The 17,456-nt window shown below is 69.0% G+C and carries 12 protein-coding genes; 7 read left to right on the forward strand and 5 right to left on the reverse strand.

Annotated elements, in window-relative coordinates:
- Positions 1-152: 152 nt before the first annotated feature.
- Complete coding sequence (locus DK254_RS18025) at positions 153-1,046, reverse strand: TauD/TfdA family dioxygenase (protein WP_109934883.1); 894 nt, start codon at positions 1,044-1,046, stop codon at positions 153-155.
- 114 nt (positions 1,047-1,160) lie between these two features.
- Here DK254_RS18025 and DK254_RS18030 point away from each other — a divergent pair, with 114 nt between their 5' ends.
- The gene (locus tag DK254_RS18030; RefSeq protein WP_109934884.1) at positions 1,161-2,192 is read left to right on the forward strand and encodes an AraC family transcriptional regulator; all 1,032 of its coding nucleotides are present in this window, start codon (positions 1,161-1,163) and stop codon (positions 2,190-2,192) included.
- Between the two features lie 55 nt (positions 2,193-2,247).
- Here the strand turns inward: DK254_RS18030 and DK254_RS18035 are convergent, their stop codons facing one another.
- The 3 genes from DK254_RS18035 to phhA form a co-directional block, all read right to left on the reverse strand.
- A complete protein-coding gene (locus tag DK254_RS18035; protein ID WP_109934885.1) occupies positions 2,248-3,444 on the reverse strand; it encodes an amino acid aminotransferase in 1,197 nt (398 codons plus the stop codon).
- Positions 3,441-3,797, reverse strand: coding sequence for a 4a-hydroxytetrahydrobiopterin dehydratase (locus tag DK254_RS18040; RefSeq protein ID WP_089393569.1), 357 nt, complete (start codon positions 3,795-3,797; stop codon positions 3,441-3,443). The genes DK254_RS18035 and DK254_RS18040 overlap by 4 nt, the downstream gene beginning before the upstream one ends.
- A 137-nt stretch (positions 3,798-3,934) precedes the next feature.
- On the reverse strand, positions 3,935-4,723 hold the full coding sequence (gene phhA / locus DK254_RS18045; RefSeq protein WP_089393568.1) for a phenylalanine 4-monooxygenase: 789 nt from the start codon (positions 4,721-4,723) through the stop codon (positions 3,935-3,937).
- A gap of 261 nt (positions 4,724-4,984) precedes the next feature.
- Between phhA and DK254_RS18050 the strand changes: the two genes are divergently transcribed.
- The 5 genes from DK254_RS18050 (at position 4,985) to DK254_RS18070 (ending at position 15,869) form a co-directional block, all read left to right on the forward strand.
- Complete coding sequence (locus DK254_RS18050) at positions 4,985-6,547, forward strand: sigma-54-dependent transcriptional regulator (RefSeq protein ID WP_109934886.1); 1,563 nt, start codon at positions 4,985-4,987, stop codon at positions 6,545-6,547.
- A 418-nt stretch (positions 6,548-6,965) separates the two neighbouring features.
- Complete coding sequence (locus DK254_RS18055) at positions 6,966-11,297, forward strand: DEAD/DEAH box helicase (protein WP_109934887.1); 4,332 nt, start codon at positions 6,966-6,968, stop codon at positions 11,295-11,297.
- Positions 11,298-11,447: 150 nt separating this feature from the next.
- A complete protein-coding gene (locus DK254_RS18060) occupies positions 11,448-12,962 on the forward strand; it encodes a DUF6531 domain-containing protein (protein ID WP_109934888.1) in 1,515 nt (504 codons plus the stop codon).
- A 14-nt stretch (positions 12,963-12,976) separates the two neighbouring features.
- Entirely contained in the window at positions 12,977-15,631 is a 2,655-nt protein-coding gene (locus DK254_RS18065) for an RHS repeat-associated core domain-containing protein (RefSeq protein ID WP_109934889.1), read from the forward strand.
- Between the two features lie 10 nt (positions 15,632-15,641).
- A complete protein-coding gene (locus tag DK254_RS18070) occupies positions 15,642-15,869 on the forward strand; it encodes a hypothetical protein (RefSeq protein WP_109934890.1) in 228 nt (75 codons plus the stop codon).
- Positions 15,870-15,961: 92 nt separating this feature from the next.
- On the opposite strand, the gene DK254_RS18075 is transcribed toward DK254_RS18070, so the two are convergent.
- Complete coding sequence (locus DK254_RS18075; protein WP_089393963.1) at positions 15,962-16,279, reverse strand: Mpo1-like protein; 318 nt, start codon at positions 16,277-16,279, stop codon at positions 15,962-15,964.
- 129 nt (positions 16,280-16,408) lie between these two features.
- On the opposite strand from DK254_RS18075, the gene DK254_RS18080 reads away from it, so the two are divergent.
- Positions 16,409-17,407, forward strand: coding sequence for an AraC family transcriptional regulator (locus DK254_RS18080; protein ID WP_109934891.1), 999 nt, complete (start codon positions 16,409-16,411; stop codon positions 17,405-17,407).
- Positions 17,408-17,456: the final 49 nt, after the last annotated feature.

Raw genomic sequence — 17,456 nt, forward strand, 5'->3', positions numbered from 1 at the left:
CAAAATACCCGAGCACGCCGAACGGTCCCCTCTCCCTTCAGGGAGAGGGTTAGGGAGAGGGAACAGAGGTGGGGTTGGCAGAGGAGTTATCGGGGAGATTGTTCGCGAGCAAGCTCGCTCCTACGAAGAGCAAAGCAGCAAAGCAGTGTCTCTTACCGGACTGGCACCTCACCCACCACCGTAGTCCGATACATCTCACGCCGCATCCCATGGTAGTCCGACACCGGGTAGTGCCAGGTGCTGCGGTTGTCCCAGATCGCCAGGGTACCCTGGCTCCAGCGCATGCGGCAGGTGAAGGCCGGCTGGGTGGCGATGCCGTAGAGGTAGTCCAGCAGCGGCTGCGCCTCGGCCGGACGCATGCCCTTGATGCCGCAGGTGTAGGCCGGGTTGACGAAGAGTATTTTCTTTCCGGTCTCCGGGTGGCGCGTCACCAGCGGGTGCGAGCGGGTCTCGCCGTCGGCGTTGCCGTAGCGCACCGCCATGTTCTCCATCAGGTCGTTGTGCTTGGCCTCGGCGCCATAGGCGCGTTCCGGGCTGTGGATGGCGTCCAGGCTCTCCAGTTGCGCGCGCAGCTTGGGCGACAGCCATTCGTAGGCCAGCGCCATGTTGGCGTACAGGGTGTCGCCGCCGAACGGCGGGATGTCGTGGCCGTAGAGCAGGGTGAAGGCCGGCGGGCGCTCCTGGAACGACCAGTCGCTGTGCCAGGCGCCGCCGAACACCACCGGGGTCTTCTCGTCGGCCTCCTTGACCACCCGCACCACGTGGGGATGGTCGGGCAGGCCCTGGACGTAGGGTTCGCGGCCGAACTCGCCGAAGCGCAGGGTGACCGCCTCCAGGTCCTCGATGGCCAGCGACTGCCCGCGGATGAACAGCACCTTGTGCGCCAGCAGGGCCTGGCGCAGTTCGGCGAAGCCTTCCTCGCCCAGGGTGCGCAGGTCGACGCCGCTGACGTCCGCGCCTATGGCGCCGGTGGCGGGGACGATCTGGAAGTGGCGGTAGCTGGCGGCGCGGTTCTGGCTCGGCAAGGCGTAGAAGAACTCGAACATGGGGTGCCCTCTTGTTGGTGTTGTCGGCCTGTTGAGGATGGTCGCCGCGGCGTACTTGCGCCATGATGATCGGCGCCAGAAATTGATGATTCCCGCCACCTGCAGGAGCCCCCCATGGACTGGCGACAGACCCGCGACATCACCGGTGTGCGCCACCTGCTGGACTGCGCCCGCAGCGAGGGCCTGGCCGCGGAGGCCTGCCTGGTGGGCAGCGCCATCGAGCCGCGCGAACTGGCCGGGCGCCATGCGCAGATCCAGGCCTGGCAGGAACTGGCGGTGATCCGCAACCTGCTGCAGCAGGGCGCCCGCCCCGGCCTGGGCTTCGCCGCCGGGCGCCGCTACCACCTCACCTCGCTGGGGTTGCTGGGCTTCACCATGCTCGCCTGCCGCAGCCTGCGGGAGGCCTTCGAGACCTTCGGCCGCTACCAGGGCCTGGCCCTGACGCTCTGCCCGGTGAGCAGCGAGGCCGAGCCGCGCGGGCACTGGATGATCTTCGACGACCAGGTGCTGCCGCCGGACGCCCGCGCCTTCGTGGTCGAGCGCGGCATCGCCGGCTGCCTGCAACTGGCCGGCGAGCTGCTGCAGCGCCCTGTGCAGCCGCTGGCCCTGGAGCTGCGCGCCGAGGCGCCGGCCGACCTCGACGCCTACGCCCGCGCCTGGCCCTGCCCGGTGCGCTTCGGCGCCACGCGCAACGCCCTGCTGTTCGCCCGCGCCGACCTGGAGGCCAGCCTGCCGCAGGCCAACCCGGACAGCCGCAGCAGTGGCGAGCAGTTGTGCGAGAAGCTCTGCGAGGAACTGGCGCTGCCCCTGGCCGCCACGCCCACTGCACGGGCGGTGCAGCGCCTGCTGGTGCGCGATGCCGCGAGCCTGCCCGGCTGCCGCGAGGTGGCGCAGCGCCTGGGGCTTTCCGAGCGCACCCTGCAGCGCCGCCTGGCCGCCGAAGGCCAGCGCTTCCAGCCGCTGAGCGACGCCATCCGCCTGCGCCTGGCCGAGCGCCTGTTGCTGGAGTCGCGCATGGACCTGAACGGCGTAGCCCAGTGCCTGGGCTACGCCGAGGCGGCCAGCTTCTGCCGGGCCTTCCAGCGCTGGACCGGGACCACCCCGGGGCGCTGGAAGCGCCAGGCCGGGCCACTGCCGGCAGGTTGAGCGCGGGCAAAAAAAGACCGGCCAGCGGCCGGTCGAGCGAGGGTGGAAAAAACTTTCAGGCGCAGACCGCGGCGATGGCACGGGCCAGGTCGTCCAGGCGGTTGGCGTCCAGTCCGGCGACGTTGGCGCGGCCGCTGCCGACCAGGTACACGCTGTGTTCCTCGCGCAGGCGGCGCACCTGCTCCGGGCTCAGCCCGGTGTAGGAGAACATGCCGCGCTGGATGGCGATGTGCGCGAAGCGCTCGGCCAGGCCGTGGGGCTGCAGGGCCTCGACCAGGCCCAGGCGCAGCGCCGCGATGCGGGTGCGCATGGCGGTCACTTCCTCCAGCCAGACCTGCTTCAGCTCGGGATCGCCGAGGATGGTCGCCACCACCTCGGCGCCGTGGGCCGGCGGCGTGGACCAGAGGTTGCGCGCCAGGCTGGCCAGCTGGCTGCGCACGTTGCCCAGCTGTTCGGCGTTGGCGGCGCAGACGAGCAGGGCGCCGACGCGGTCGCGGTAGAGGCCGAAGTTCTTCGAGCAGGAGCTGGTCACCAGCAGCTCCGGCAGGCTCTCGGCGAACAGCCGCACGGCGCGGGCGTCCTCCTCCAGGCCGTCGCCGAAGCCCTGGTAGGCGAAGTCGATCAGCGGCAGCAGCTCGCGGCGGCGCACCACTTCCAGCACCTTCTGCCAGTCGTTGTAGGCCAGGTCGAAGCCGCTGGGGTTGTGGCAGCAGGCGTGCAGCAGCACCACGTCGCCGTGGGGCACCTTTTCCAGGGTGGCGAGCATGCCTTCCACGTCCAGGTGGTTGTCGGCGCCGACGTAGGGGTAGTGGTGCACCTTCAGGCCGGCGGCGGCGAACAGCGTCTCGTGGATCGGCCAGGTCGGGTCGCTGACCCAGATGCCACGGCCGGGCAGGCAACGGGCGATGAAGTCCGCGGCCAGGCGCAGGGCGCCGGTGCCGCCGGGCGTCTGGCTGGCGTCGGCGCGCTGGCTGGCCAGCAGGCGCGAATCGGCGCCCAGCACCAGCTCGCACAGGCGCGCGGCGAACAGCGCGTCGCCGTGGCCGCCGACGTAGCTCTTGGTGGTCTCGCGCTCCACCAGCAGTTGTTCGGCGAGCTTCACCGCGCGGGGGATCGGCGTCAGGCCCTGGGCATCCTTGTAGACGCCCACGCCCAGGTCCAGCTTGGCCGGGTTGGGGTCGGCGCGGTAGGCATCGAGCAGGCCGAGGATGGGGTCCCCGGGCACCCGGGGCACCTGGGCGAAATGGCTCATTTGCGGCCCTCGGCGACCTTGGCCAGCGCGTCGGTGCGCGCGGCCATGATGAAGTCGTTGCGGTGCAGGCCCTTGAGCTCGTGGCTCCACCAGGTGACGGTGACCTTGCCCCACTGGGTCAGCAGGTCCGGGTGGTGGCCTTCTTCCTCGGCGATGGCGCCGACGGCATTGGTGAAGGCCAGGGCGTGGCGGAAGTTCTTGAACAGGTACACGCGCTCCAGCTCCATGTGGCCGTCGCGCACCTCGATGTTCCAGTCCGGGATCTGCTTGATCAGCTCCGCCAGTTCCTCGTCGGAAACATGGGGGGCGTCGGCGCGGCAGGCTTCGCAATGGGCTTGGTTGAGGGCGGTCATGGGGTTCTCCTTGTAAGGTTCGCAGGCAAGGCATTGAGCTTAGGATTGTAGGAGCGAGGGGGACGCCTGGTTCTTGCTCGCGAAGGGTTCGCGAGCAAGCTCGCTCCTACATTAGGTCAGGTAGCAGCGTTAGGGGTTCAGGCCGCCTGCTTCGGCGGGAACTTCGGTGCGTGCAGGCCCAGCTGCATGGCCTGGCGGACCAGCGCCATGATGTCCTGGTGGGCCAGCTCGAACAGGCGCTTGAGCTCCGGCAGCACGAAGTACAGCGGCTGCAGGATGTCGATGCGGTAGGGCGTGCGCATGGCTTCCACGGGGTCGAAGGCCTGGTGCTCGGGCTCGCCGGAGAGGCTGTAGACCGTCTCCTTCGGCGAGGAGAGGATGCCGCCGCCGTAGATGCGCCGGCCCTGCGGGGTGTCGAGCAGGCCAAACTCGATGGTCATCCAGTACAGCCGCGCCAGGTACACGCGTTCTTCCTTGCTGGCGGCCAGGCCGAGCTTGCCGTAGGTGTGGGTGAACTCGGCGAACCAGGGGTTGGTCAGCAGCGGGCAGTGGCCGAAGATCTCGTGGAAGATGTCCGGCTCCTGCAGGTAGTCCAGCTCCTCCGGGGTGCGGATGAAGGTGGCCACCGGGAACTGCTGGCTGGCCAGCAGCTCGAAGAAGGTCTGGAAGGGGATCAGCGCCGGGACGCGGGCGACGCGCCAGCCGGTGGCGCCTTGCAGTACGCGGTTGATCTCGCCCAGCTGCGGGATGCGCTCGTGGGGCAGGGCGAGTTGCTCGATGCCGTCCAGGTATTCCTGGCAGGCGCGGCCTTCGATCACCTTCAACTGGCGGGTGATCAGGGTGTTCCACACCTGGTGCTCGGCTTCGGGGTAGTGGATGAAACCGTCTTCGTCAGGTTGGCGGGCCACGTACTGCGTTGTCTTCATGGGTCCTCCGGCTTCGAGGCCTTTGTTGTTTTGATGCCTCAATCAATAGCCGCGTCGGCGTGCCCATGCAGCCCCTGCCTGCCGTGGGCGAGGGCTGCAAATCCCCTTCGCCTGTAAAGAAAAGGTTACGAATCGCGGCGAATCGCCAGGCATCGACTTGCTGATGACGCCGGCTGTCACATATTCTTGACGGAAATTTCCGCCCCGCCGGCGAAATCCGGCCGGGCGCCGCCCCGCACAACGACAATCACCGGGCTCGCCATGCGTATCAAAGTCCACTGCCAGAACCGCGTCGGCATCCTGCGCGACATCCTCAACCTGCTGGTCGACTACGGCATCAACGTCAACCGCGGCGAGGTCGGCGGCGAGCAGGGCAACGCCATCTACCTGCTCTGCCCGAACCTGATCAACCTGCAGTTCCAGTCGCTCAAGCCCAAGCTGGAGGTCATCCCCGGGGTGTTCGGCGTCAAGCGCGTCGGCCTGATGCCCAGCGAGCGCCGCCACCTGGAGCTGAACGCACTGCTGGCGGCGTTGGACTTCCCGGTGCTGTCCATCGACATGGCCGGGCAGATAGTCGCCGGCAACCGCGCCGCCGCGCAGCTGCTCGGGGTGCGCGTCGACGAGGTGCCGGGCATCCCCCTGGCGCGCTACGCCGAGGACCTCGACCTGCCGGAGCTGGTGCGGGCGAACAAGGCGCGGATCAACGGCCTGCGGGTGAAGATCAAGGGCGACGTGTTCCTCGCCGACATCGCCCCGCTGCAGACCGAGCACGACGAAAGCGAGGCCCTGGCCGGCGCCGTGCTCACCCTGCACCGCGCCGACCGCGTCGGCGAGCGCATCTACAACGTGCGCAAGCACGAGCTGCGCGGCTTCGACAGCATCTTCCAGAGTTCGCGGGTGATGGCCGCGGTGGTGCGCGAGGCGCGGCGCATGGCGCCGCTGGACGCGCCGCTGCTGATCGAGGGCGAGACCGGCACCGGCAAGGAACTGCTGGCCCGCGCCTGCCACCTGGCCAGCCCGCGCGGCCAGGCGCCGTTCATGGCGCTGAACTGCGCCGGGCTGCCCGAATCCATGGCCGAGACCGAGCTGTTCGGCTACGGCCCCGGCGCCTTCGAGGGCGCGCGCCCGGAAGGCAAGCTCGGCCTGCTCGAACTCACCGCCGGCGGCACCCTGTTCCTCGATGGCGTCGGCGAGATGAGCCCGCGCCTGCAGGCCAAGCTGCTGCGCTTCCTGCAGGATGGCTGCTTCCGCCGGGTGGGCAGCGACGAGGAGGTGTACCTGGACGTGCGGGTGATCTGCGCCACCCAGGTGGACCTGTCCGAGCTGTGCGCCAAGGGCGAGTTCCGCCAGGATCTCTACCACCGCCTCAACGTGCTCTCGCTGCACATCCCGCCGCTGCGCGAATGCCTCGATGGCCTGGCGCCGCTGGTGGAGCACTTCCTCGACCAGGCCAGCCGGCAGATCGGCTGCCCGCTGCCGCAGCTGGCGGCCCAGGCCATGGACCGCCTGGGCCGCTACCACTGGCCGGGCAACGTGCGCCAGTTGGAGAACGTGCTGTTCCAGGCCGTCTCGCTGTGCGAGGGCGGCACCATCAAGGCCGAGCACATCCGCCTGCCGGACTACGGCGCGCCGCACCCCTTGGGCGACTTCTCCCTGGAAGGCGGCCTGGACGCCATCGTCGGCCGCTTCGAGCGCGCGGTGCTGGAACGCCTGTACCGCGAACACCCCAGCAGCCGCCTGCTGGGCAAGCGCCTGGGCGTCTCGCACACCACCATCGCCAACAAGCTGCGCCAGCACGGCCTGGGGCAGGGTGGGGAGTCGTAGGGGCCAGCTTGGAGCCCGGAGCCGCCTGCGGCCAAGGCCAAACGGCGGATAACGCGGAGCGTTATTCGCCCTACGCCAGGCTCGACCGTGACGTAGGGCGTATAACCGTTCGCGGTCATACGCCGCCACACCAGGCGGCAACTGTGCTTCGGATTGACTCCGCCCCTCTCCCCAGCCCTCTCCCGCAAGCGGGAGAGGGAGCCGTCCGGCAGGGGCGGGAGGTTCGGCGTCAACCTGTAGGAGCGTTGTTCGCCCCACGCCAGGCTTGACCGTGACGTAGGGCGTATAACCGTTCGCGGTTATACGCCGCCACACCCAGGCGGCAATCCGCGCCAGGGTTGAACCTGGCCACCGCCTAGCCCCTAGCCGCGATCGGCGGCCCTTGAGGGCTTCGCGCGCTGCCACCATATTGGTGCCCATGAACCGACTCGCCAGCAGCGCGCCCCCCAGCGACGTCCTCCAGGGTTTCCACCCCGCCGTCGCCGCCTGGTTCGCCCGCCATTTCGCCGCGCCCACCCCGGCCCAGGTGCAGGCCTGGCCGTCGATCCGCGCCGGGCGCTCGACCCTGGTCGCCGCGCCCACCGGCTCTGGCAAGACCCTCACCGCCTTCCTCTCGGCCATCGACCAGTTGGTGCGCGAGGGCCTGGCCAACGGCGGCGAGCTGCCGGACCGCACCTGCGTGGTCTATGTCTCGCCGCTCAAGGCGCTGTCCAACGACATCCGCATCAACCTGGAGGAGCCCCTGGCCGGCATCCGCGCCGAGCTGGAGCGCCTGGGCCTGCCGGCCGTGGACATCCGCAGCGCGGTGCGCACCGGCGACACCAGCCAGGGCGAGCGCGAGGCCATGCGCCGGCGGCCGCCGCACATCCTGGTGACCACCCCCGAATCCCTCTACGTGCTGCTCGGCTCCGACTCCGGGCGACAGATGCTGGCCGGCGCGCGCAGCGTCATCGTCGACGAGATCCACGCCCTGGCCGGCAGCAAGCGCGGCAGCCACCTGGCGCTGTCCCTGGAACGCCTGCAGGCGCTATGCGCCGAACCGCTGGTGCGCATCGGCCTGTCGGCCACGCAGAAGCCCATCGAGGCGGTGGCGGAGTTCCTCTGCGGCCACGCGGACTGCCGCATCGTCGACATCGGCTACAGCCGCGCCCGCGACCTGGGCATCGAGGTGCCGCCGGCGCCGCTGGAGGCGGTGATGTCCCACGAGGTCTGGGACAGCGTCTACGACCGCCTCGCCGCGCTGGCCGAGGAACACCGCACCACCCTGGTCTTCGTGAATACCCGGCGCCTGGCCGAGCGCATCACCCGCCACCTGGGCGAGCGCCTGGGGATCGACAAGGTCGCCGCGCACCACGGCAGCCTGTCCAAGGAACAGCGCCTGGGCGCCGAGCAACGGCTCAAGGCCGGGCGCCTGACGGTGCTGGTGGCCACCGCCTCGCTGGAACTGGGCATCGACATCGGCGACGTCGAACTGGTCTGCCAGGTCGCCTCGCCGCGCTCCATCGCCGCCTTCCTGCAGCGCGTCGGACGTTCCGGGCACAGCGTCGGCGGCACGCCCAAGGGCCGGCTGTTCCCGACCTCCCGCGACGAACTGATCGAATGCGTGGCGCTGCTCGACAGCGTGCGCCGCGACGAACTGGACGCCCTGGCGATCCCCCGCGCGCCGCTGGACGTGCTGGCCCAGCAGATAGTCGCCGAAGTGGCCTGCCGCGAATGGCGCGAGGACGAACTCTACCAACTGCTGACCCATGCCCAGCCCTACGCCGGCCTGCCGCGCGAGCGCTTCGACGCCGTGCTGCGCATGCTCGTCGAGGGCTACACCAGCCGCAACGGCCAGCGCGGCGCCTACCTGCACCGCGACGGCGTCCACGGCCTGCTGCGCGGCCGGCGCGGCGCGCGGCTGACCGCAGTGACCTCCGGCGGCACCATCCCCGACGCCGGCGACTACCAGGTGCTGCTGGAGCCCCAGGGCCTGGCCGTGGGCACGGTGAACGAGGACTTCGCCGTGGAGAGCCTGGCCGGCGACGTGTTCCAGCTGGGCAACGTGTCCTACCGCATCCTCCGCGTGGAACCGGGCAAGGTGCGCGTCGAGGACGCCCAGGGCCTGCCGCCGAACATCCCGTTCTGGCTGGGCGAGGCGCCGGGGCGCAGCGACGAGCTTTCGGTCAGCGTGTCGCGCCTGCGCGAGCGCCTGGATGACCTGCTGGCCGAAGGGCAGGGCAGTGCCGAACCCCTGGCCCCGGCGCTGCGCTGGCTGGAGGACGACCTCGGCCTGCAGAAAGCCGCGGCGCGCCAACTGGTGGAGTACCTGGCCCGCGCCCGCGCCGCCCTCGGCGTGCTGCCGAGCCAGTCGGCGCTGGTGCTGGAGCGCTTCTTCGACGAATCCGGCAGCATGCAGCTGGTGCTGCACTCGCCCTACGGCAGCCGCATCAACCGCGCCTGGGGCCTGGCCCTGCGCAAGCGTTTCTGCCGCACCTTCAACTTCGAGCTGCAGGCGGCGGCCACCGAGGATGCCATCATCCTCTCGCTGTCCACCAGCCACAGCTTCCCGCTGGACGAGGTGTGGCGCTACCTGAACGCGAAGAACGCCGAGCACGTGCTCGTCCAGGCCCTGCTCGACGCTCCGTTGTTCGGCGTGCGCTGGCGCTGGAACGCCACCACCTCGCTGGCCCTGCCGCGCTTCCGCGGCGGCCGCAAGGTGGCGCCGCAACTGCAACGCATGCGCAGCGAGGATCTGCTGGCCTCGGTATTCCCCGATCAGGTGGCATGCCTGGAGAACATTGTTGGCGAGCGGCAGATTCCCGATCACCCGCTGGTGGCCCAGACCCTCGACGACTGCCTGCACGAAGCCATGGACTGCGAGGGCTGGCTGGCCCTGCTGCGGCGCATGGAGGCCGGCGAGGTGGCGCTGCATGCCCGCGACCTGCCGGCCCCTTCGCCGCTGGCGGCGGAAGTGCTCAGCGCCAGCCCCTACGCCTACCTCGACGACGCCCCGCTGGAAGAGCGCCGCACCCAGGCCGTGCTGAGCCGGCGCTGGAGCGACCCGGAATCGGCCGACGACCTGGGCGCACTGGACCCCGAGGCCATCGCCGCGGTGCGCGCCGAAGCCTGGCCGCAGGCCCGCGACCCCGACGAGATGCACGAGGCGCTGACCGGCCTGGGCTGCATCCTCGCCGAGGAAGCCCGCGCCAACCTGGGCTGGGAGCTGCTGCTGGGGCGCCTGGCCAAGGCCGGGCGGGCAACGCGCCTGCGCAGTGGCGAGGCTGACCTCTGGGTGGCCGCCGAACGCCTCAGCCAGTTGCTGGCGGTCTATCCACAGGCGCGCTTGTCACCGGCGCTGCAACTGCCGGCGGCGCTACAGGAAGGCTGGTCCGCCGAGGACGCGCGCCTGGAACTGCTGCGCGCGCGCTTGACCGGCTTCGGCCCGCGCACCCAGGCGCAACTGGCCACCGACCTCGACCTGCCGGCTGCCGACGTCGCCTTCGCCCTGGCCGGCCTGGAGCGGGAGGGCTATGTGCTGCGCGGCCGCTTCAGCCCCGACGCCGACGGCGAGCAATGGTGCGAGCGCCACCTGCTGGCGCGCATCCACCGCTACACGGTGCGCCGCCTGCGCCGCGAGATCGAGCCGGTGGAGCGCGCCGACTTCATGCGCTTCCTGTTCGACTGGCAGCGGGTGTCCCGGGCCACGCGGGTGCGCGGCGCCGAGGCCCTGGCCGGCGTGCTGAGCCAGCTGGAAGGCTTCCAGGCCGCCGCCGGGGCCTGGGAAAGCGACCTGCTGCCGGCGCGGGTGGCCGACTACGGCATCAACTGGCTGGACGACCTGTGTCGCGCCGGCCGCCTGGTCTGGGCGCGCCTGCCGAGCTGGAGCACGGCGCGCGGGCGCAGCGGCGCCGGGCCGCTGCGCAGCACCCCCATCGTCCTGCTGCCGCGCCGCCAGCTGCCGCTGTGGGGCGCGCTGTGCGCCGACGCGCCGGAGCCCGAGCTGTCCTCCAGGGCGCAGAAGGTGCTGCAGGCCTTGCAGGAGCAGGGCGCGCTCTTTTTCGACGAACTTTCCAGCGAGGCGCACCTGCTGCGCAGCGAACTGGAAATGGCCCTCGGCGAACTGGTGGCGGTGGGCGGGGTGAACGCCGACAGCTTCGCCGGCCTGCGCGCGCTGCTGCTGCCGGCGGCCAAGCGCAGCCGCCAGGAACGCCGGGCCCGCACGCCGCTGTTCGGCATGGCCGACGCCGGCCGCTGGGCGCTGCTGCGCCGCCCGCGCAACGAACTGCTGGAGGGCCAGCCGCCACGCCTGCAGGCCGAAGTGCTGGAGCACGTGGCCATGACCCTGCTGCGCCGCTACGGCGTGGTCTGCTGGCGCGTGCTGGAGCGCGAGGCCGACTGGCTGCCGCCCTGGCGCGACCTGCTGCGCGTCTACCACCGCCTGGAAGCCCGCGGGGAAATCCGCGGCGGGCGCTTCGTCGCCGGCCTCACCGGCGAACAGTTCGCCCTGCCCGAGGCCGTGGGCCTGCTGCGCGAAGTGCGCCGGCGCGAGAAGGACGGCGAATACCTGGTGCTCTCGGCGGTGGACCCGCTCAACCTCGCCGGCACCCTGCTGCCGGGCAGCAAGGTCCCGGCGGTGGCCGGCAACCGCGTGCTCTACCGCGACGGCGTCGCCCTGGGCGCGCTCATCGCCGGCAAGCCGGTGCTCTGGGCGGAGCTGCCGGCGGAGGAAATGGCGAAGGCGCGGGAGTCGCTGATCCGACGCCTTTAGGCGCATTCGTCAGCGAGGGAGTTCTGCCGGTAGGCGGAATCCTCGATTGGCGTGGGATGCTTTGCTGATGCCCGGAGTGGCTAGGCGTTAACGTTTTTCGCCTGCCGCCATCGCTTGACTGGAGCCTCCACTGTTCATGGAGGACCCAGCATGCACCCTCGTCCATATCTGCATTGCCTGCTCCCAGGGGTGGGAGCCCTGTTGATCAGCCAGGCCTGCCTGGCGGAATACCAGTGGCGCGACGCGACCCGTACCCCCTGGCCCTCGGCCGAAGCCGCCTGCGAGCAGGGCGAGAGCCTTCGCAAACTGCTCCAGAAGCGTGAGCAGAGCCCCGGCCAGCAGTGGCGCATCAACAGCTACTCGCTCACCGACCTCAGTGGCGACGAAGCCATCTGCCGCTTCGTGATCGAGCGCCGCTTGTTCGGTCGCTGGCTACCCGACACCTACCACCTTTCCTCCGTCTACCGTTCCGGCGAGGCGGACCTTTGCCCCAGCGGCGTGCTGGATGGCAGCGGCCAGTGTTGCGCGCAATGCCAGAGCAACGAATGCAACGACAGCAACCCCATCCTCGGCGCCACCGGGCAGAAGGTGCAGGTCGAGGTCGATCTGAGCGTGCCCGGCTCCAGGCTGGGCTTCAGCCGCAACTACTGGAGTAGCCGCAACCAGGCCGGCGACCTCGGAGTCGGCTGGAGCCATGGCTGGAACCAGCGCATCGCCAAGCTCACGGCCGACACGCTGAAGGCCTATCGCGACGACGGCCGGGCAGTCGCCTTCAGCCGCGTGGCGGGCAAATGGACAGCCAGTGCCGACGAGCGACTCACACTGGCCGAACTGCCCGAACAGGGCGGCTGGACCCTCACCGGCGCCGACGCCAGCATCGAAACCTACGATGCGCTCGGGCAATTGCGGCGCCTCGACCCGGTGATCGGCAGCAGCCTGCAGTTCGCCCGGGATACCGGCGGCCGCCTGGTGCGGATCAGCGATGCCGGTGGCCGCCAGATCAGCCTCGGCTACGATGGCGAACGGCTGGCGAGCCTGCAGTTCGGCGACTGGAGCGTCAGCTACCGCTACGACGACCGCGGCCGCCTCGCCAGCGTCATGCGGGGTGACGAAGAGCAGCGCTACCACTACGAAGTCGCCGAGCGCCCGCAGCTGCTCACGGGGATCACCGATGCCCGCGGCCAGCGTTTCGCCACCTGGACCTACGACGCCCAGGGGCGCGCCACCTCCAGCAGCCATGCCGGCGAGGCCGGCAGCGTGCAGTTCGCCTACCTCGATGCCAACCGCGTGCGGATCACCAACCCGCTGGGCAAGTCGACGCTCTACCACTACCAGACCTTCGACCAGCGCCGCCTGGTCTCCCGCCGCGACGGCGAAGCCAGCGCCCACTGCCCGGCCGCCAGCCAGCAGGTCACCTACCTGGCCAGCGGGTTGCCGGCCAGCCGAACCGACTGGAACGGCAACCTGACCACCTACCAGTACGACGCGCGCGGCCTGGAAATCTCCCGTACCGAGGCCGCCGGCAGCGCGCAGGCCCGCACCATCGCCACCACCTGGCATCCCACCCTGGCCCTGCCGCTGAGCATCACCGAGGCGGGGCGGGTCACCCGCTACCAGTACGACGGGCGTGGTCGCGTCATCGCGCAAACCACCGAAGCGCTTTGAGCAAGGAGGCAGTCATGAAGACGAAACTATTCGGCGCCCTGTCCCTGGCGATGCTGCTGGCCCAGCCCGGCCAGGCCGCCGAGCGCAGCTGGACCTACACCTACAACGCCCTGGGCCTGGTCGAGAGTGCCGACGGCCCGCGCACCGACGTGCGGGACGTCACCCGCTACAGCTACGACGCCAAGGGCAACCTCGCCACGGTGACCAACGCCCTGGGCCACGTCACCCGCCTGGGCGAGCACGACGAGCGCGGCAACCCCGGCACCCTCACCGATGCCAACGGTGTGGTCAGTACCCTGACCTACAGCGGTATCGACGCTCGCCTGGCGTCCATCAGCAGCGCCGGCAGCACCACCCGCTTCAACTATGACGCGGTCGGGCAGATCACCCGCCTGACCCGCGGCGACGGTAGCTGGCTGGCCTACACCTACGACGATGCGCGGCGCCTGGTGGCCATCGCCAACAACCTCGGCGAGCGTCTGGAATACGACGTCGACGCCCAGGGCAACCGCACGGCGCAGCGGCTGAAGGACGCCAGCGGCAGCCTGGTGCGCCAGCAGCAGTGGGTGTACGACGAACTCGGCCGGCTGTTGCGCGCGGTCGGCGCCGCCGGCCAGACCCACAGCTACCGCTACGACCTCAACGACAACCCCACCGGCCAGACCAACCCGCGCCAGTACGGCAGCGCCCAGGCGTTCGACGCCCTCGATCGCCTGGTCAGCCATACCGACGCCTTCGACGGCGTCACCGCCCTGGCCTACGACGCCCAGGACAACCTCACCCAGGTCCGCGATCCGCGGGGCGTGACCACCCGCTACCGGTATGACGGCCTGGGCAATCTCACCCAGCGCATCAGCCCCGACAGCGGCACCACCCACTTCGAGTACGACGCCGCCGGCAACATCGTCCGCCAGACCGATGCCCGCGGCGTGGTGGTGGAGTTCAGCTACGACGCCCTGAATCGCCTGACCGAGCGCCGCTACCCGGCCACCCCGGCCTTCGACGTGCGCTACCGGTACGACGACAGCGCCGACGGCAACCACGGCATCGGCCGCCTCACGGCCATCGAGGATGGCAGCGGCCGCCTCGCCTATGGCTACGACGCGCGCGGCAACCTGGTGCGGCAGGCGCGCAGCCTGAGCGTCAACGGCAAGACGCTGGAAGAGGTCCTGAGATTCCAGTACGACGCCGCCGACCGCCTGGTCGCCATCGGCTACCCGTCCGGCTACACCCTCGGCTATCCGCGCAATGCCGGTGGCCAGGTGAGCGGTGTCAGCCTGGCGGTGGGCAGCCACGAGCCCACCGCCCTGGTCAGCGGCATCGGTTACCTGCCCTTCGGCCCGCTGCAGCGCCTGACCTGGGCCAACGGCATCAACTTGGTCCGCGAGTACGACCGGGACTACCGGCTCGTCCGCCAGAACATCGGCCCCTGGCAGAGCGACTACCGGCACGACGCCAACGGCAACATCACCCAACTGGCCCACAGCCTCTGGGGAACACTGGACTACCAGTACGACCCCCTGGACCGGCTGACCACCGAGCGCAGTGGCGAGGCCGAGCGCCGCTACGGCTACGACGCCGTGGGCAATCGCACCGGGAAAAGCGTCACGCGCCTGGCCGACGGCCAGGCCCTCGAGGACAGCTACCGCTACGCCGGCGACAGCAACCGCCTCACTGCCCTCAACGGCCACGCGGTGACCAGCGATGCCACCGGCAACCTGCTCCAGGACCGCGCCAGTCGCCTGCTCGGCTACGACGCCCAGGGCCGTCTGGCGAACGTACGGATCGACGGCCAGGAAGTCGCCCAGTACCGCTACAACGCCCACGGCCAACGTGTCGCCAAACTGACCGCCCAGGGCTTCACCACCTACCTCTACGGCCCCGACGGCCAACTGCTCGGCGAAGCCGCCTACGGCCAGGGTGGCCAACTACGCCGCGAACAGCACTACCTGTGGCTCGACAGCCTGCCCCTGGCCACGCTGAGCACGCTCTACGACGCCCAGGGCCACCCGGGCGACACCCGCGTGCTCTACCTGCACAGCGACCACCTGGACACTCCGCGGCTGGCCAGCGACGACGACCAGCGCCTGGTCTGGCAATGGCAATCCGACGCCTTCGGCAACGGCCTGCCCAGCAGCCCGGACAACACCGTGGTCAACCTGCGCTTCCCCGGGCAGTACTACGACGCCGAAAGCGGCCTGCACTACAACTACTTCCGCGATTACGACCCGCAGACCGGGCGGTATGTGGAGAGTGATCCGATTGGGCTGGATGGGGGGCTGAATACCTACGGGTATGTAAATGGAAATCCTATAAGTTTCCTAGATAGTTATGGCCTTGCTAGCTCTGGTGTTCCTGGCAAGATTCCAGGAACTCAGATAACGGTGCGAATCGACAAGCCCCATGTGCCCGGACAGCAAGAGCATGCGCACATTAATCAAAAGGGAAAGCCCGAGGTGGTAATAAATAAAGATGGTTCAGGAAGTCACGGTACAGATCCGAAGAAGGCGCCTCGGAATAAGAAATTATTAGATTTTTTGAGAAAGCAAGGCTTCAAGCTTGGTCTTCCCTATCCATGGCCATCCTATGATGACATCATGCAGGAATACTGTGTCCAAAATCCTTATGATAGCCAATGCATGATGAGGAATTCTGATAGTTGCATATAGGAGAGCCTTCATGAAGCTATATGGGTACGAAGATGCTGGTGCGTTGAAGGAACTTCAAGAGGTTTCTATTGTTGCCACAGCTTCGGAGCTTCGAAGCTTGGCTGATATGCTTGTGCTGGCGGCTAAGAAGATAGAAGGTTTGGCGGAGGATACGTCTGATCATATCCACTTTAGTGACTTTTTTAAGGGGATGGATTCTGACTCTGCGGATATTGTTGTCATGACGGTGGCTTCATAAGAACTCTGAAGCTTTTTGTGGAGGGCAGTAATTCCAGAGCGCTATTGTTTTGCAATAGCGCTCTTTTTTAGGGGGATTTGGGATGAGTGGACTCAGAACCGAATCCGCCCCGTAAAGGCATCCTTGAGCATCACCCAGTCGCCCATGAACGACCACAGCGGGTACTTGAAGGTGGCCGGGCGGTTTTTCTCGAAGACGAAGTGGCCGACCCAGGCGAAGCCGTAGCCGGCGAAGGGGAGGGCGATGAGCCACAGCAGGTTGCCGCTGGCGATGGCGTAGGCGAGGATCGCCAGCACCAGCAGGCTGCCCACGTAGTGCAGGCGGCGGCAGGTGGGGTTGCTGTGTTCCTGCAGGTAATAGGGGTAGAACTCGGCGAAGCTGTGGAAACGCTCGGCGGTGTCGGTGGCCATGGCGCACCTCCTGTTGTTGTGATGGCCGCAGTCTACGAAGGCGGCCGGTGACTTGCAGATGACCCCTGCAGCCAGTTTAGTATCCATCCCCGCCATTCCTTGCGCGCCCTGACAACAAGAAGAACCGAGATGCCTGAGCGTACCACCCTGTCCAGTTGGGTTCGTGGAATCCTCCTCGCCATCGAGCTGGAGGGGCTGGACAGCCGCGAGCTGTTCGCCGAGCTGGGCCTGGACCTGGCGGCCCTGGCCGATCCGGACGCGCGTTTTCCCCAGGACGACATGACGCGCCTGTGGCACCTGGCCGTGCAGCGCAGCGGCAACCCGGCCATCGCTCTGAACTTCGCCCGCGTGCATACCCCGGCGTTCCCGGTGCTGGGCTATTCGATGATGTCCAGCCGCACCCTGGCCGAGGCTTTCGAGCGCCTGGAGCGTTACCAGCGGATCATCGCCGAGGGGGCGGACGTGAGTTTTCGCCGCCTGCCCGAGGGCTGCCTGTACAGCGTGCAGGTGCACGGCGACCGCCTGTTGCCGCCGCGGCAGAGCGCGGAGAGCGCGCTGGCGAGCATGATCGCCCTGGTGCGCTGGATCACCGGGCGCGACATCCGCCCGCTGGAGGTGCGCCTGGCCGGCGAGCCGCCGCTGGACCCGGCGCCCTACCAGGCGCTGTTCCAGGCGCCGATGAGTTTTGGCCACGAGCAATGCGCCCTGCTGTTTTCCCATGAGGACATGAACGCCCCGCTGCCGACGGCCAATGCCGAGCTGGCGCACCTGCACGACCGCTTCGCCGGCGAGTACCTGGCGCGCTTCGCCAGCAGCCGCTTCAGCCACCAGACGCGCCAGGTGCTGTGCCGCCTGCTGCCCCAGGGCGAGCCGCGGCGCGAGGTGGTGGCGGAGATTCTCCACCTGTCCGAGCGCACCCTGCAGCGGCGCCTGCAGGAGGAGGGCAGCAGCTACCAGCAACTGCTCGACGATACCCGTCGCGAGCTGGCCCAGCAGTACCTGGCGACGCCGCACATGACGCTGTTGGAGATCGCCTACCTGCTGGGGTTTTCCGAGCCGAGCAACTTTTTCCGCGCGTTCCGCCGCTGGTTCGGGGTGACGCCGGGGGAGTATCGGGAGCGGTTGTAGGGGCGGGGGAATTGCGGATGGAGTCCTACGGCTGTGCTCACCGTAGGGC

This window comes from Pseudomonas sp. RW407 (assembly GCF_003176655.1).
GTDB lineage: Bacteria > Pseudomonadota > Gammaproteobacteria > Pseudomonadales > Pseudomonadaceae > Pseudomonas > Pseudomonas delhiensis.

Excerpts from the sequence above, each read along its gene's own strand:
- DK254_RS18065 (WP_109934889.1), top strand. The coding sequence starts at position 12,977 with ATGAAGACGAAACTATTCGGCGCCCTGTCCCTGGCGATGCTGCTGGCC.
- DK254_RS18050 (WP_109934886.1), top strand. The coding sequence starts at position 4,985 with ATGCGTATCAAAGTCCACTGCCAGAACCGCGTCGGCATCCTGCGCGAC.
- DK254_RS18055 (WP_109934887.1), top strand. The coding sequence starts at position 6,966 with ATGAACCGACTCGCCAGCAGCGCGCCCCCCAGCGACGTCCTCCAGGGT.
- DK254_RS18070 (WP_109934890.1), top strand. The coding sequence starts at position 15,642 with ATGAAGCTATATGGGTACGAAGATGCTGGTGCGTTGAAGGAACTTCAA.
- DK254_RS18075 (WP_089393963.1), bottom strand. The coding sequence starts at position 16,279 with ATGGCCACCGACACCGCCGAGCGTTTCCACAGCTTCGCCGAGTTCTAC.
- DK254_RS18080 (WP_109934891.1), top strand. The coding sequence starts at position 16,409 with ATGCCTGAGCGTACCACCCTGTCCAGTTGGGTTCGTGGAATCCTCCTC.
- DK254_RS18030 (WP_109934884.1), top strand. The coding sequence starts at position 1,161 with ATGGACTGGCGACAGACCCGCGACATCACCGGTGTGCGCCACCTGCTG.
- DK254_RS18035 (WP_109934885.1), bottom strand. The coding sequence starts at position 3,444 with ATGAGCCATTTCGCCCAGGTGCCCCGGGTGCCCGGGGACCCCATCCTC.
- DK254_RS18060 (WP_109934888.1), top strand. The coding sequence starts at position 11,448 with ATGCACCCTCGTCCATATCTGCATTGCCTGCTCCCAGGGGTGGGAGCC.
- phhA (WP_089393568.1), bottom strand. The coding sequence starts at position 4,723 with ATGAAGACAACGCAGTACGTGGCCCGCCAACCTGACGAAGACGGTTTC.
- DK254_RS18025 (WP_109934883.1), bottom strand. The coding sequence starts at position 1,046 with ATGTTCGAGTTCTTCTACGCCTTGCCGAGCCAGAACCGCGCCGCCAGC.
- DK254_RS18040 (WP_089393569.1), bottom strand. The coding sequence starts at position 3,797 with ATGACCGCCCTCAACCAAGCCCATTGCGAAGCCTGCCGCGCCGACGCC.